Annotated in this window: 12 protein-coding genes; 2 read left to right on the top strand and 10 right to left on the bottom strand. The window is 66.1% G+C overall.

The annotated features are described in order from the left end of the window. Window positions 1-187 precede the first annotated feature (187 nt). Genes AC6H42_RS06995 through AC6H42_RS06970 form a run of 6 tightly spaced genes read right to left on the bottom strand, consistent with a single transcriptional unit; the run spans window position 188 to window position 5,829 of the window. Window positions 188-1,555 (bottom strand): MFS transporter, encoded by a 1,368-nt coding sequence (locus AC6H42_RS06995; protein ID WP_497547707.1) that lies wholly within the window; start codon window positions 1,553-1,555, stop codon window positions 188-190. Between the two features lie 44 nt (window positions 1,556-1,599). After that, window positions 1,600-2,721: a porin gene (locus AC6H42_RS06990; protein ID WP_497547706.1), complete on the bottom strand. Its 1,122-nt coding sequence runs from the start codon at window positions 2,719-2,721 to the stop codon at window positions 1,600-1,602. A 36-nt stretch (window positions 2,722-2,757) separates the two neighbouring features. Then, window positions 2,758-3,210 (bottom strand): type II 3-dehydroquinate dehydratase, encoded by a 453-nt coding sequence (gene aroQ, locus AC6H42_RS06985; protein WP_497547705.1) that lies wholly within the window; start codon window positions 3,208-3,210, stop codon window positions 2,758-2,760. Between the two features lie 9 nt (window positions 3,211-3,219). Next, window positions 3,220-4,107, bottom strand: coding sequence for a sugar phosphate isomerase/epimerase family protein (locus tag AC6H42_RS06980; RefSeq protein WP_497547704.1), 888 nt, complete (start codon window positions 4,105-4,107; stop codon window positions 3,220-3,222). Next, entirely contained in the window at window positions 4,104-4,952 is an 849-nt protein-coding gene (locus AC6H42_RS06975; protein WP_497547703.1) for a shikimate dehydrogenase family protein, read from the bottom strand. Before AC6H42_RS06975 ends, AC6H42_RS06980 begins: the two co-directional genes overlap by 4 nt. Continuing rightward, window positions 4,945-5,829 carry a 4-hydroxyphenylpyruvate dioxygenase gene (locus AC6H42_RS06970; protein ID WP_497547702.1) on the bottom strand — a complete coding sequence of 295 codons (885 nt, stop codon included), beginning with the start codon at window positions 5,827-5,829 and terminating at the stop codon, window positions 4,945-4,947. Before AC6H42_RS06970 ends, AC6H42_RS06975 begins: the two co-directional genes overlap by 8 nt. Before the next feature lie 118 nt (window positions 5,830-5,947). Here AC6H42_RS06970 and AC6H42_RS06965 point away from each other — a divergent pair, with 118 nt between their 5' ends. After that, window positions 5,948-6,730: an IclR family transcriptional regulator domain-containing protein gene (locus tag AC6H42_RS06965; protein ID WP_496316391.1), complete on the top strand. Its 783-nt coding sequence runs from the start codon at window positions 5,948-5,950 to the stop codon at window positions 6,728-6,730. Here AC6H42_RS06965 and AC6H42_RS06960 read toward each other — a convergent pair. Beyond that, window positions 6,699-10,646, bottom strand: a complete 3,948-nt coding sequence (locus AC6H42_RS06960; protein ID WP_497547701.1) for a beta-galactosidase — start codon at window positions 10,644-10,646, stop codon at window positions 6,699-6,701. The genes AC6H42_RS06965 and AC6H42_RS06960 overlap by 32 nt on opposite strands. A 143-nt stretch (window positions 10,647-10,789) precedes the next feature. Between AC6H42_RS06960 and AC6H42_RS06955 the strand changes: the two genes are divergently transcribed. Continuing rightward, on the top strand, window positions 10,790-11,437 hold the full coding sequence (locus AC6H42_RS06955) for a hypothetical protein (RefSeq protein ID WP_497547700.1): 648 nt from the start codon (window positions 10,790-10,792) through the stop codon (window positions 11,435-11,437). Between the two features lie 51 nt (window positions 11,438-11,488). On the opposite strand, the gene AC6H42_RS06950 is transcribed toward AC6H42_RS06955, so the two are convergent. The 3 genes from AC6H42_RS06950 to AC6H42_RS06940 all read right to left on the bottom strand — a co-directional run bounded on the left by AC6H42_RS06950 (window position 11,489) and on the right by AC6H42_RS06940 (window position 14,097). Continuing rightward, the gene (locus AC6H42_RS06950; RefSeq protein WP_057155471.1) at window positions 11,489-11,752 is read right to left on the bottom strand and encodes a hypothetical protein; all 264 of its coding nucleotides are present in this window, start codon (window positions 11,750-11,752) and stop codon (window positions 11,489-11,491) included. An 84-nt stretch (window positions 11,753-11,836) separates the two neighbouring features. Continuing rightward, complete coding sequence (locus AC6H42_RS06945; protein ID WP_497547699.1) at window positions 11,837-12,538, bottom strand: glutamine amidotransferase-related protein; 702 nt, start codon at window positions 12,536-12,538, stop codon at window positions 11,837-11,839. A 296-nt stretch (window positions 12,539-12,834) separates the two neighbouring features. Next, window positions 12,835-14,097 (bottom strand): hypothetical protein, encoded by a 1,263-nt coding sequence (locus AC6H42_RS06940; protein WP_157200935.1) that lies wholly within the window; start codon window positions 14,095-14,097, stop codon window positions 12,835-12,837. Between the last annotated feature and the right edge of the window lie 111 nt (window positions 14,098-14,208).

Raw genomic sequence — 14,208 nt, 5'->3', positions numbered from 1 at the left:
CGGTGGGATTCGAACCCACGATACAGGTATAAGCCGTATGCATCCTTAGCAGGGATGTGCCTTCGGCCACTCGGCCACGTCTCCTAGCTGATTACTCAACTATTGCCGCTCCGTTACGTCGCCGTACCGGTGAGGACGAGCGCTATAGTAATGGCACCTTCCCGATTGGTCAAGGGATGCCGTTCGCTTATGCGCCCAACTCGTCCATCGGGGTGCGGTAGGTCTCTTTTGCCGTGGCGACCGCGAGCGCCGAGATCGCACTGGTGATGGTGACAAATACTGCCACCGGCATCCAGCCCATCTCGCCCTGCCCCAGGACGGCCGCGCTGATGGTGGGCGCGAAGCCGCCCAGCGCGAAGCCGATCTGGGTGCCGATGGCCATGCCGGACAGCCGCACCCGGGTGCCAAACATTTCGCCGTACATGGCGGGCCAGACGCCGTTCGCGGCCGAGTACACCACGCCGGAGAGCAGCAGGCCGAAGGCGAAGATCAGCGGTACGTTGGCCGTGGCGATGGCCCACAGATAGGGCCACATCAGCACGGCTGACCCCAGCGCGCCGAAGATGAAGACCGGCTTGCGCCCGATGCGGTCGGCCAGCGCGGCGAACAGGGGAATGGCGCCCAGCGCGACCAGGTTGGCCAGGACCAGCACGGTAAGCATGGTGGCGCGCGGGATGTGCACGGTGTTGACAGCGTACGACAGCGTGAACACGCTGAAGATGGTGCTGATGACGGACACCAGCGCGGCGAACACCACCCGCACCAGGTTGGCCTTATGGGTGCTGAACAGCTCGACAATGGGCATACGCGGCGCTACACCAGGCGCTGCCGCTTCTTCCTTGAAGGCCGGCGTCTCAGGCAAGGTGCGGCGCACCCAGAAGCCGACCGCCACCACCACGGCACTCAGCAGGAAGGGAATGCGCCAGCCCCAGGAAAGCATGTCTTCTTCTGGCAGCGCGGAAATCGGCAGGAACCCCAGCGTGGCCAGGATCAGGCCGGCCTGCGTGCCGCTCAGGGTGAAGCTGGTGAAGAAGGCGCGCCGGTTTGGCGGCGCGTGTTCCAGCGTCATGGAATTGGCGCCGGCCTGCTCGCCGGCCGCCGACACGCCTTGCAGCATGCGCAGTACCACCAGCATCACCGGCGCGGCCATGCCGATCTGGCCGTAGGTGGGCAGCAGGCCGACGGCGAAGGTGGATACGCCCATCAGCAGCAGCGTGAAAGTGAGCACTTTCTTGCGGCCGTATTTGTCGCCGATGTGGCCCAGCACAATGGCGCCCAGCGGCCGCGTGATGTAGGCCACGCCGAAAGTGGCGAAGGCCGCCACCGTGGCCACCGCCGGATTGAAGGCGGGGAAGAAGATCTTGCCGAACACCAGCGCCGCCGCCGTGCCGTAGATGAAGAAGTCGTAGTATTCGACGGCGCTGCCGATCCAACTGGCGAAGGCGGCCTTGCGCGGGGAGCGCCTGGGAGCGGCCGGCGCTGCGTCGTCTGGCTGGGCCTGGGCCTTGCGTTCCGCCTCTGCGGGCGTTTCTTGCGCTGCGATTGCTGTGTTCATGTCTTCCTCCAGTTTGATAGTGTAGTCTCGTGTGCTGCGGCGTATCAGAAGCGGTGCAGGATGCCCAGTTGCAGGCCGGCCAGGCGCTGACCGTTGACGTCGCCGTTGCCCAGGTTGGCGGACGGCGCGGCCGAACTGCTGAAGCGGAAGCCGGCGTTGGGCCCGTTCTTCATCACGGTGGCGAAGCCGTACAGCAGCGTGCGGCGCGACAGGTCGTAGTAGCCGCCCACGTTGGCCGAGCGCGCGCTGGCGCCGCCGCCGCTGGTGTCGTGCGCGCCGCCCAGCATGGCACCCACCCGCAGCACGGGGCTGATGCGGTAGTCGACCGACAGTTCCCACAGGTTGTAGTAGCGCCGCGCGTTGGCGTCGGTTCCCGGGAATGTGTTGTTCGGGCTGCCCACCAGGTTCAGGATGGCGCCGGTGTTGCGGCCGCTGCCATTGGCGGTGTTGTTGTTGCTGCGCGCCGCCGCCAGGTAGATTTTCCCTGGCCCGTACTGGTAGTTCAGGTAGAGGTTGTGGTACTCGATGCGCTCCTGCACGGTGGCGGTGGCGCGGTTCGGGCTGGCCAGCACGCCGGCGTAGCCGGTGCGCCAGGGGCCGTTCTGGTAGTCCAGCGCCAGCTGCCACACGCCCTTGCTGTTGGCGCCGGCCGCGTTCTCCGGCAGCGCGTAGTGCAGGTCCAGCTGCAGGCCGGCCATGCGCGGCGATTTGTAGGACAGGTCGTTGTCGTAGCGCGAAGGCACGCCGAAGGTGTTGAAGATGGAGCCGAAAGTGGTGCGCTCGGTGTAGTCGATGGCGCCGCCGATGTAGAAGGCCTGGGTGTTCTGCCGCCCGGCGCGGAATTCGCCCAGCGGGGTGGCAATGCCGACCCAGGCCTGGCGGTCGAACAGGCGGCTGCTGTCGGCCGCCGCGCCGCTGTCGGCGCCTATGCCCTGCTCCAGCGTGTAGCTCACGCGGTAGCCCCCGCCGAGGTCTTCACCGCCTTTGACGCCGAGGCGGCTGCGCAGGATGGCGCCGTCGTTCAGGCCCGTGATGTGGGCGCCGCTGCCGCTGCGGATGTAGCCGATGTATTGGTCCAGCGTGCCGTATAGCGTGACGCCGCCTTGCGCCAGCGCAGGGACAGCCGTCCCCGCCAGCAGGCACGCTGCTGTAATCGTGTGTCTCATATTGTCTCGTTTTATGGTTATAGGTTTGGTTGCTTGCTACGAAAGCTGGGCCAGGCCCGCGATGGCCAGGCCGTAGCCGGCCACGCCGAAGCCGTACAGCACGCCGGCCGCCACCGGCGAAAGATACGAGTGATGGCGGAAAGTTTCCCGCGCATGCACGTTCGAGATGTGCAGCTCCACCACGCGCAGCTGCGCGCCCTTGATGGCGTCGTGCAGCGCCGCCGAGGTGTGGGTGTAGGCGCCGGCGTTGATCACCGCGCCGGCCAGCGTGCCCGCCGCCTGCGCGGCGCCCGCTTCATGGATGGCGTCGATCAGCGCGCCCTCGTGGTTGGACTGGCGGAAGTCCAGCGTGTAGCCGTGCGCCTCGCAGGCCGCGCGGCACAGGCGCTCCACGTCGGCCAGCGTGTGGGCGCCGTACACGCCGGGCTCGCGGCTGCCCAGCAAGTTCAGATTGGGGCCATTCAGCACCAGGATGGTTGGACGTGGCATGTTCCCTCCTCACGCCATGGCCGGATGGCCGGGCGTCGCTTGCAGCACCGTCAGGCTGCGGCGCAGCACCTGGTCTGTCACCCATTTGGCGGAGCGGTAGGCGCGCTGCGCCACCACCTCCGGCGGGAACTGCAGGTAGTCGTCGTTGAAGACTTCAAAGCTGTAGTCGCCCCGGTAGCCGTTGCGGTCCAGCTGGCGCAGCATGGCGGCGAGCTCCCTGGCGTGGCTGCCCTCGCCCGGGAACACGCGCAGGTGGCGCGCCGTCTCCAGCCGCTCCTCCGCGCTGCGCAGCTCGCGCCACATGTAGTCGGACAGCTGCACCAGCGCGATCTTGTGCGCGGGGATGTCGTCGAGCTCAGTGCAGTCGGCGCCATTTGCCAGCATGTGGAAGGAGTCCAGTACCACGCCCAGGTTGGCGTGGCCGGCCCGCTCCACCGCTTCCCAGGATTGCTGGTACTGGTTCACGTGGCGGCCCCAGGACAGCGCCTCGTAGCCGACCCGCACGCCCAGCGGCACCGCCAGGGTGGCCAGCTTGGCCAGGTCGCGTGCGATCTTGCCCATGTCGCCGGTGGCGTGGTTGGAGGTGCTGGAGCACACCATGAGCAGCGGCGCGCCCACGGCCTGGCACACCAGCAGCATCTGTTTGGCGATGTCGAGCTTGTAATCGTGCAGCGCGCTGTCCAAGCCCTCGTAGTCTCGCATCACCTGGATGCCGGTCACGCGTACGCCGCTGGCGCGCACCGCGCGCACCGCCTCATCCAGGCCGCCGGGGTGCCCGGCCAGGTCCTTGGCCCACAGCATGAGCTGCGAGAAGCCGGCAGCCCTGGAGGCGCGCAGCTTGAATTCGAGCGGGCCGGCCAGCGTAATGCTGTCCATGCCGAAGTTGGCCAGATTCATAATGCCTCCAGTTCGCGGAACGCGTCCGAGTTCACGCCGGGCCAGCCGAACAGCTCCAGGTACAGGGGCGCCTGTTCGATCAGCATTTCCTTGCCTTTCTGGATGCGGCAGCCGCGCGCCAGGGCTTCCACCAACAGCTTGCTCATTTCAATTTTCATGCCGCAGTCGGCCACCACGCACGAGGGCGATACGCCGCGCAGGTCGATGGGCATGGGGTCGTCCGCATGCATGCCCAGCGGGGTGCAGTTGACCACCACGTCGTAGCCTTCCGCCTGCGGCTGGCCCGCCGCCACGCGGCAACCGGGGAAGGCCTGCTGCAGGCGGACCCGCAGCGCCGCAGCCTGCTCGCCGCGCGTGTCGAAGATGGCCACTTCGCCCATGCCGCGCACCGCCAGCGCCTCGGCCACCGCGCAGCCCACGCCGCCGCTGCCCACCACCAGCGCGCGCGACCCGGCCCAGTCGAATGGGGCGCCGGCCAGGGTGCGGTCGAAGGCACGCACGAAGCCTTCGCCGTCTATCAGGTCGCCCCGGATGGTGTGGCCGTCCGCTCCCTTGTAGATGGCGTTGCAGGAACCGGCCAATTGGGCGCGGCTGCTGGCGGCATCCACCGCGTCCACGCTCATGGGCTTGTGCGGGATGGAGACGAAGATGCCGCCCACGTTTTCGATGCCCATCAGAAGGCGCACGGCGGCGATGTAGCGCTCCGGCGGCACTTTCAGCGGCACCACGCGGGCGTCGATGCCATGGCGCTGGAAGTAGGCGTTGAACAGCGTGGGTGCTTTGACCTGCTCGACCGGCCAGCCGATCACGGGGAAGATGCGCGTGGCGCCGGTAATCTCAAGCATGCTGGCCTCCGTCGCGGCTGGCCACCAGTTCGAAGCTCACGCCGCCCCGGTACAGCTGCGTGATGGCGCCCTTCTCGCTCGGCCCGGCCGGTGCACGGTCGACGAAAACGATGCCGCGCTGCTGCAGTTCGCGCACGGCGCCCAGCACGTCCGGCGCACCCATGCCGATGCGGATCAGCTGCTCTTCCCATTGCAGGCCGCCGGCGCCGTCCGGCGGCTCCACCAGTTGCAGGTAGAAGCTGTGGCAGGGGCTTTCCAGCAGCGTGCCTTTTTGCACCACGCCGAAGTAGCGGCCCTCCGGCAGCGGACGGAAGTCCATCAGCTGCTGGTAGAAGTCCACCCACTCCGCGCTGCGGCCCTGGCCGATGGCTTGCACCACGCCGAAGAAATGCAGGCCGGCGATGGCCGGCGGCTGCGCCGGCGCGTGGACGATGGGCTTGAAGTCCACGTCGTAGATGGAGAAGTCGGTGTAGCGGTCCACGAAGTACAGGATGGAGTCGCCGGCGCCATGCACGCCGGGGATGTTCAGCTCCATGGCGCCGGCCCGGGTCTGGATGGCCCAGGCGCCCATGGCGATGGCTTGGCGGTAGGCGGCGTCCGCGTCGCGCACGCGCAGGGCAATGGCGCTGATGACGGTGGACTGCACCGCTTCCTCGCCCTGCGGCAGTGCGCGCGGATCGGCGTTCACGATCACGTTCATGCGGCCCTGGCGGTACAGCGTCACTTCGCGCGAGCGGTGCCGCGCGGTGGCGGAAAAGCCCATCTGCTCCAGCAGCGCGCCCAGCGCCAGCGGCTGCGAGGTGGCGTATTCGATGAATTCCATGCCGGCGATGCCGAGCGGGTTATTCGGTTCCGGCAACTGCTCTTTGACGATCATGGTGGTCTCCTGCGTTCACTTGTGGAGGCAAGTATAGGAAGCGCACGGACGCAAAAATAGCCGTCAAAACCGGCTATACTGCGCCAATCGCCCCATCTGCGCGATTAGCGCACAAAATATGAAAAAGCCGCAGTTGCTTGATGTAAAGGTTGCCGAACGGGATTTGATTGACGGCCTGGTGACGGGAATCAACGTGATTACCGCGTTTAACGACGATACGGCGCGCCTGACGGCCACCGAACTGGCCGAAAAGGTGGGCATTAGCCGCAGCGCCGCGCGGCGCTATCTGCTGACCCTGGTGCACACGGGCATGGCGGCTACCGACGGACGGGTGTTCTGGCTCACGGCCAAGGTCCTCACGCTGGGACGTTCCTACCTGGATTCGGCGCGGCTGCCGCGCGCCATCGTGCCGTATCTGCAGAAGCTGACGGCGGACTTGCAGGAATCGACCAATTATTCGGTACTGGAGGGCGACGATGTGGTCTACGTGAGCCGCGTGAATGCGCCGCGCCAGCTCACCACCGGCTTTGAGCCGGGCACGCGGCTACCGGCGTATGCCTCAACGGCGGGGCGGGTGCTGCTGTCGGCCATGCCGGACGAGGCGCTGCACGCCTACCTGGAGCGGGTGCAGCTGGTGGCTTATACCCACCTGACCGTGACGGACAAGCAGCAGCTGTTCCAGGAACTGCTGGCGATCCGCGAGTCCGGCTTTGCACTCACGGAGAACCAGTACGAGATCGGCTTCCGGGGGATTTCCGTGCCGGTGAAGAGCCGGCGCGGAAATCTGATCGGCGCGCTGAGCGTGTCGATGATGACGGCCAGCTCGTCGCGCGCCGAGGCCAGCGCGAAGTGCGTGCCGGCGCTGCAGGCTACTGCGAATACCCTGATGCTGTGGGTGTGACCTCGCCGCCGGCCATGATCTCCAGCGGCACGCCGCCGCGCGCGGTGCGCAGGTTGACCAGCTTGACCGGCTCGAGCGCGTTGCCTGCCTTGCCGTCCGTGGTGACCGCCAGCGCGATGGTGTTGTGGCCGTTCGGATTCAGAATGCCGGGCGGGATGACGAAGGTGCGCTGGGGGCCGACGTTGGCCGCGAACTGGCCCATGTTCCAGCCGTTGACGAAGATCAGCGCACGGTTGCTGCGCTCCGAGCGCGGCTTGCCGGTGTCGCCGAAGGCCAGGCCCAGCTGCACGTCGTGGCCCTTGGGCAGGTCCAGCGGGAAGCTGGTACGCAGCCAGTAGGTGCCGGCGGCAGGCGGCGCGTCGGTGGGCTGGGCGGCTTGCCAGCTGCCCTGCTTGCCATCCCGCTTGCCATCCTGCTTGCCGGACAGATGCCAGCCCTGGCGTTCGCCGTACAGGCCGCCGTTGTTCAGCGGGCCGCGCACCACATCGGCGATCGCTTCGCCGCCCTGGTTGCCCTGGATGCGCCATTCGATCGGCACCGCGAAGCGGTTGCCGCCGCGCGCGGTGAGCGAAGCCGAAATCAGGCCGCGCGCTTCACGGTGGTAGTCGTCGGCCATCAGGTTCCAGTTGTGCGAGTTGTTGCGCACCATGACGGAAACCAGGTGCTCGCCCGGCGCCAGGTCGCGCAGCGCGAACTTGACGCTATCGGTGGTCTCGGGGAACTGGCGGCCGGTATCCATTTCATGCTGGCCCAGGAACTTGCCGTCCACCCATACCTGGATCATGCCGGCGCCGCCGGCGCCGTAGAACAGTTCCAGCTGGTTGGCTTTCTGATTGCCCACTTTGGCGCGGCCGCGATACCACACGTCGCCGTGGTGGAAGCCGTAGTCGCTCATGCTCAAGGTGGGCTGGCCGCGTTCCGGCATGGTCCAGGTTTGCGCGGCGGAGGCGCGGCTGTCGGCCTTGATCCACTGGCTGTCGTCGAATCCGGGCTGCGCTTCGGGGCTGTCCATGCGGCGCGTCCACTGCTGCTTGGCCAGGTCCGGCAAGGCGATGCTGTCCGGTCCCTTGACGGCGCCGGTCTTGACGCTGCCGTCCGGCTGCGCGGTCAGGGTCAGCGCTTCACCGTTGAAGGTGACGGCCGTCGCTGCCGGGCCCCAGATTTCCAGCGCGGCGTCCCGGCTCGTGTCGCCGGTGAGCGCCAGCTTGCCGCCGTCGAATCTGGCCGAGCGCACCAGCGCCGGGGTCAGTTCCAGTATCGCGCCGTTGGCCGTGTCCTGGCGCCACATGTTGAAGCTGGTTTTCTCGTCGGCCAGCAACAGCAGCATGGGCGCGCGGCCGCCGCCGCTGATGCGCACGCGCGCCAGGCCGTCGTGCACGTAGTTCAGCTTGAGGTCCCCTTTCGCGGCGTCGAAGGTCGATGCAACCGAGCCGGACAGGACCTCCACCTTGGGCGCGGAGGGGTAGCGCAGCACGGTCTCGCCCTCTTCCTTGTCGCGCCCGTGCAGCAGCACGATGTCGCGCTCGCCGTGGCGGAAGTGGGTCTGGATTTCCGAGTTCGAATACACCAGGTGCTGGCGTTCCATGGCGTAGGAGGCCAGCAGCAGCTTGCCGTCCTGGCCGTTGACGCGCACCGGGATCTGGTAGCTGCCGTCCTTTGTGGCCAGCGCGAAGGTGGCGCGGTCATCCGTCAGCGCGTCGGACGGATTGTGCACGGCAAACAGGATGTGGGTGCCGGACTTGGGATTGATGTTGTGGTAGACCTTGATCTTGCCGTTGCTGGGCTTGAGCTCCGGCCCTTTGTCCATCTCGGCCAGCGCCTGCTCCGCCGCCTGCACGAACATGCCCTGCTGCTTGAGCGCGTAGGCTTTTTCGCGCAGGCCGCGGTCTTCGGAGATGGCGGCGCCGTAGTCGTAGGAGGTATACACCACCGGCCCGGCCAGCCAGCCCCACGAGGTGCCGCCGAAGGTCATGTAGATGTTGTGGATGGTGATGCGGTTGATCAGGTTGGTGCCGTAGAAGACGCGCTGGTAGCCCTTGCCCTGGCGCTGCGCGGTGCAGTCGTAAGTGCCGTTCGAGCCCCAGTAGTCGAACCAGCCGCCGCCCAGTTCGGCCGCGAAACCGGGCGTCTTGGGCGACGTGAGCGCGCCGGATTTCGGGCCGGGCTTGCCGTGCATGCCCCAGTCGGGCGCTTTGTTGGGGCCGGAGGGGTCGGCGAACACGTTGCAGGTGCCGCCGGGGTAGCCGTCGAAGGCGTACATGTCGGTGGGGCCGGAGTTGGCCCACGGCGCGCTGGAGCCTTTCGGCGCCCAGTCCGGCAGGCGGCCGGCCGCGTTGTGGAAGAACGGCACCGTGATGCCGTCGGCGCGCGCCTTGGCGGCCAGGTGTTCCATGTGCCGCACGTGCTTGGGCTCGACCTTGCCCAGTTCGTTTTCCAGCTGGTAGGCGATGACGTTGCCGCCGCCGGTGGTGGCCTGGTGGCGCGCGATGATGGCGTTAATCTGCGTCATCCATTCGTCGGTGGCGGCGGTGTAGACTTGGTCGTCGGTACGGGCTTCGGCGCGGTTGCGGAACATCCAGCCGGGGTAGCCGCCGCCGGTCAGCTCGGCGTTCACGTAGGGGCCGGTACGGGCGATGATGTACATGCCCTCCTCCTCGGCGATCTGCAGCGCGCGCTCCACGTTGCGCACGCCGGAGAAGTCGTACACGCCGGGCGCGGAAGAGTGATAGCCCCAGTCGAAGTAGAAAGCGACGCCGTTGAAGCCGGTGGCCTTCATCTTCTGGATCACGTCGCGCCACAGGGAGGGGTTGGGCAGGCGGAACGGGTGCACCTCCCCGGACCAGACCACCACGCGCTTGCCGTCGACGGTCAGCGAATGTTCATCCCAGGCGATCTTTTTCGGCTGGCCTTTCGGCTTGGTGGCTTGCGCGTAGGCTTGCGGATCCTCGGCCAGCACGGTGAAATGGCGCGCCACGCCGGACACGCCGCCCACTTCCTTCTTCGGCGACCAGTTGCCGAAGTTGCTGTCGCCGTCCGCGTACCAGGCGTGCTTGCCCTGCTGGTCGAAGTAGATGCGCCAGCCGCCGCCGGGCAGCTGGACCAGCGCCGGCCCCTCGCCGCCTGCGCCCCAGCCGGCCCAGTCGCCTTTTTTCTCGACGGTCCAAGGGCCGCCCGGCGAAGCCGCCGTGGCCAGCTCGATGTAGCCGCTTTGCTGGTTCCGGGCGAAGGCCGTGTAGCCCTTGCCCGACGCCACCACAAAGGTATCGAGATAGCCTTGCAGTCCGGCCAGCGGCGTGGGTGCGGACCACTGGCTGAAGTCGGCGTTTGGTTCAAGAATGTAGGGTGCAAATTTGGCGCCGTCCTGCGATAGCGAGACCACCACCTTCAGGCTGCCGTCCTTGTCGCGCAGCCATTCCGGCGCGCGGGTGGCTGCCACGCCGGGCAGGCTGACGGCCGCTTCGCGCACGGCCTGCCAGCTTGTCAGATCCCTGGAACGCGTGACGCCGAAGCCGGCGCCCTTTTCGCCGCTGGTGTGGACCACATAGTAGTAGCCGTCGCTATGGCGGACCATGGAAGGGTCGCGCAGCAGGGGCTGTTTGGCGGTATAGGTTTCCGAGGCCAGCGTGGCGAAGGTGGCGCCATCGGTGGACGAGAACACGCTGAGCGCGTTGGGTGCACTGGCCGTGAAACTGGACATCAGGTAGACCGGCTGGTTCGCGGTCTGGTTCGGCCCCGCAGCGGGCTGGCCCTTGCCTGCCTGCCGCGCGCTGTCGGACGCCTGCGGGATGCCCAGCTCCTGGGCCAGCGCGGCGCCGGCCAGCGTGCCGCAGGCGACGGCAACGGCGGCGGCGAGCCTGCTCAGGTAGAGGGCATGCGGCTGGGCGGCACGGCGGTGGGCATTTTTCGTCTGGGCCAAAGTGTACTCCTACGCTTATTATCGGAACGTTCGCTCGCCATCCTAATGCGAGCCGCCACGCCGCGTTCGTCAAAAAGGTGATTGTTTGCAAAATTCGCGGCTTTCGAGCACGATAGCGGTATTGTTGCCACATGGAAAATAGAATGCGGATTTTCAACCGATTGCGGATGGCCGCGCTGCCCGCTGTTGCACTGGCCCTGGCCGCTTGTTCTGCGAACCCTGTGAACAACGCTTTTACGAATATGTGGGACCTGGGCGGCGGCCTGCCAACGGTCATGACCACCAAGGTCATTTTCGCCACGGTGGCATCGGACGAAGGCCCGGTTTCAGCCATGGGAAGGCAGGACCGCGCGCTGACGTATAACCAGGGAATCCGCTATGGCGCCCCGGAAGAGGCGTACCGGATGGCGCGGGTGGACATGCTCAATCATTCCACGAGTTTCATGAAATGGGCTACCACTGTTGCGGTGCCCGATACCTTCCCGACGCTGAAAATGGGCGATGTGCTTGCGATCCGGATTGCAAAGACGCGGGACGGGTTGCAGGATTTTGCGGCGACCAAGGAAGGCAATGCTGCGGTGTCGCTGGTCTGCCGGGTGGGCAGCGCGGACTATGAGCAATGCTGGAAAAAATTGCCGGTGGCCGAAGGCACGTCCCAGATGCGCGGTGCGAACGGCGTCACCCATATCCCTTACGGCACCAGCCTCGCGCAGTTTGGCTTGGTATTCAGCCCCCGCTACGACGCGTCCGGCCAACTGCTGTCCAGCGCGCCGGCGGCCCCCTCACGATGAGACGCAGTCCATCATGCATGGCTGCTTGCCGGCCTGATCGCTCCGGCAGACTCATTGCCGGTCCGCCGCTAGTTCCAGCAATTCGCCTTTGAAGATGGGGCTCCAGCCCGGGCTGTCGATCAGCAGCGGCAGGCCGGGCCAGGTTTTCGGCAGCCTGGGCTTGGCGCCTTCGGGGATATCAAGCACCTTGAGCGCGCCCTTGCCGCAAGCGTCGTCCTGCTTCAGCACCACCCGATGCGAGTGCCACAGGTCGCCGTCGTTTTCAAGTCGCTGGCGCCTCTTGTGGGCTTGCGCGCCGAAAACCGGCAGCAGCATGGCTGCGGCGATGGTTGGCTTGACGAATTTCGTTTCTTCTTCTCCTGAGTGGGGCCGGTAAGCGGCCAAATCTGAAACGTGTGATCAAAGCCCGGCCAGCCAGTCGCGCAGCAGCGCGTCGCCTGCCCGGGCCAGGCCGGCGCCGTGGCGGCGGGTCTCCTCGCGCAGGCGCTGGAAGTCGACGCCGGCATGCTGCAGTTCGACGCTATTGCCGGCGAGCCACTCTTCCAGCGCGTCCGGATGGAATTCGGCGTGGAACTGCAGGCCGAGCGCGTGGCTGCCGGCAGTGAAGGCCTGGCATGGCGTATGCAAGGTTGCTGCCGCGGGCGGTGAGCCGGACGGCGGCACGATGTTGTCGCCGTGCCAGTGCAATACCGGCACGCCGCGCAGGTGCCGCAGCGGGCCGGCGTCCTCGGCCAGGTCCAGCGCGGACCAGCCGATTTCGGCTTCTGGCGCCCCACCGCTGCCCATCCGGCGTTCGACACGCCCGTCGAGCGCTGCCGCCATCAGCTGCGCGCCCAGGCAGATGCCCAAGGTCGGCAGTCCAAGCGCCAGGCGCTGCTTCAGGCCGCTGATTTCGCCTGCCAGCCACGGGTAGAGCGCGGCGTCGTTGACGCCGAGCGGGCCGCCAAGCACGACGATCAGCTCGGCGCCGCGCCACTCGGCCTGCGTCAGCGGGGCGGCGCCCGCGTGCCGGTAGCTCACCTGGTAGCCGGCGTCCGCCAGCGGTGCGGCGAACGTTCCCAGATCCTCAAAACGTACGTGGTAGAGCGCGATGCATTTCATACGGTAGGACTCCTATTCAAATGGCACATCAAAATACACCGAGGGCAGGATGACATGGCTACATATTATCGCCAGCAAGGCAATAAATCAAGAGTCCTAACTAAGTCGCTGCAATTGGCGCGCGCCGTCGCTGTGTACGGGGCAGTGATGATGCGAAGTGTTATCTGCTATGATTTAGCATAACGTCGGAATGACGCATTGAACCCAAGGAGTAGACCTTATGCTGATCAAAGAACCAGGCTGCTAATCCGGTGCAATGGGGCGTGCACTTTGCCCGCCCCCGCGCCTGCCCTGTGCTACCCAGCCGGCCTGCCTTGCGCCATGGTTTCGATATCGGCCTTGACGGACAGGAAGTCCTGGTCCGCCAGTGCCTGAGCGATGCCATTCCTGGCAGCGCCACTCTCCCCTCCCCGTTCCACATACTGCGTCAGCAGTTTGATTGCCTGCTGCTTGTCGGCCGGGTTGTTCCGCTTCTGGAATCTGACGGCATAGATCCGCGCTACGTCGTACGCTTTGCCATATTCGAGCGCCATCGCTGCGATGTCGTCCTTGAGCGGGCCCAGCTCGACGTCGTCCAGCGCGTCGCTGATATCGCCGGCTGCAACGGACGCCTTTCCATCCTTCTCGAAATACTGCCTGACGAGGGCGATAGCCTCCTGCTTGTCCGCGTCGTGGCGCAGTTTATCGAATTTTACGGCGTAAATGCAGGCCAGATTGTACAGGCGGTCGTCCCAGTTCCTGGGATTGGTGGACAGCGCGATTCTGCCGTACGTGCTGGCCTCTTCCCATAGCTCCGCGTACATGCAGATCAGCGAGAGCGAAGCGGCGAGGTACGATTTGACACGCTCGTTCTTGTGCTTTTCGGCGATGCCATACAAGAGCTTGGTTTCGTCCAGCACGGCGTGCGCTTCTTTGATTTTCTGGTCGCTGGCGCGCAAGGTGTCGAGGATGAGCTTTTGCGAGTGCATGCCCGTGAATAGTTGTTCGATTTCGCTCAGCTTTTCGGCAAAGGCGTCGGCGGCCTGGTCGGCTTTTTCTATCTTGGCGGTAAGCGCGCTTTCCTTGGCCTGGAATGCATTCACCTTGGCTTCCACCGCCTTGGCGTCGCGCTCGACCTTTTTGGCATTCTGGATCATCCCTTCGCTGGTTTCGCGCGCCTTTTTGTTCAGGGCTTCGATTTCTTTGAGCCACTTGCTCACTTCGGCGTATTTGGTGATGCCGAAGTAGGTGAGAATCGCGGCGACGATGGAGAAGATGATGCCTATGGTTTGGAGCAATTTCACCATCCACTCTTCTTTGTCCTTGGCGGCGTTGATGGCGGCTTGCGATGTGGCGGCGATCGCTTCCAGGGTGGCTTTTTGCGCGGAGACCAGGTTTTCGAGGTAGGTGGTTTGGACCACCACGAAGCCGGCGGGGGGCGCGGGGGTGCCTGCGGGGAGCGGGGTGATGATGCCTGTGGGGGGCGCCGGGGGGGCAGCGGCGCCGGCTTGCGCGGCGGCGGATGTTTGCGGGCAGCTTGCTACCAGAGCTAGTGCGCAGGCTATGCGGCGGAGGGGCATGGCGTCTCCCGTTGTGCAATATGCAACTATCGTATCATATTGGGGACACGGGGGTGCATGCGTCGCGCGCCCTCGGCGCGCGGCGCGGGGGCCCGACCCGCCCCCCCCATG

The organism is Massilia sp. NBRC 108631, assembly GCF_059704565.1.
The sequence above is the reverse complement of the archived record's forward strand: the minus strand, read 5'-3'. Positions and strand labels throughout refer to the sequence as shown.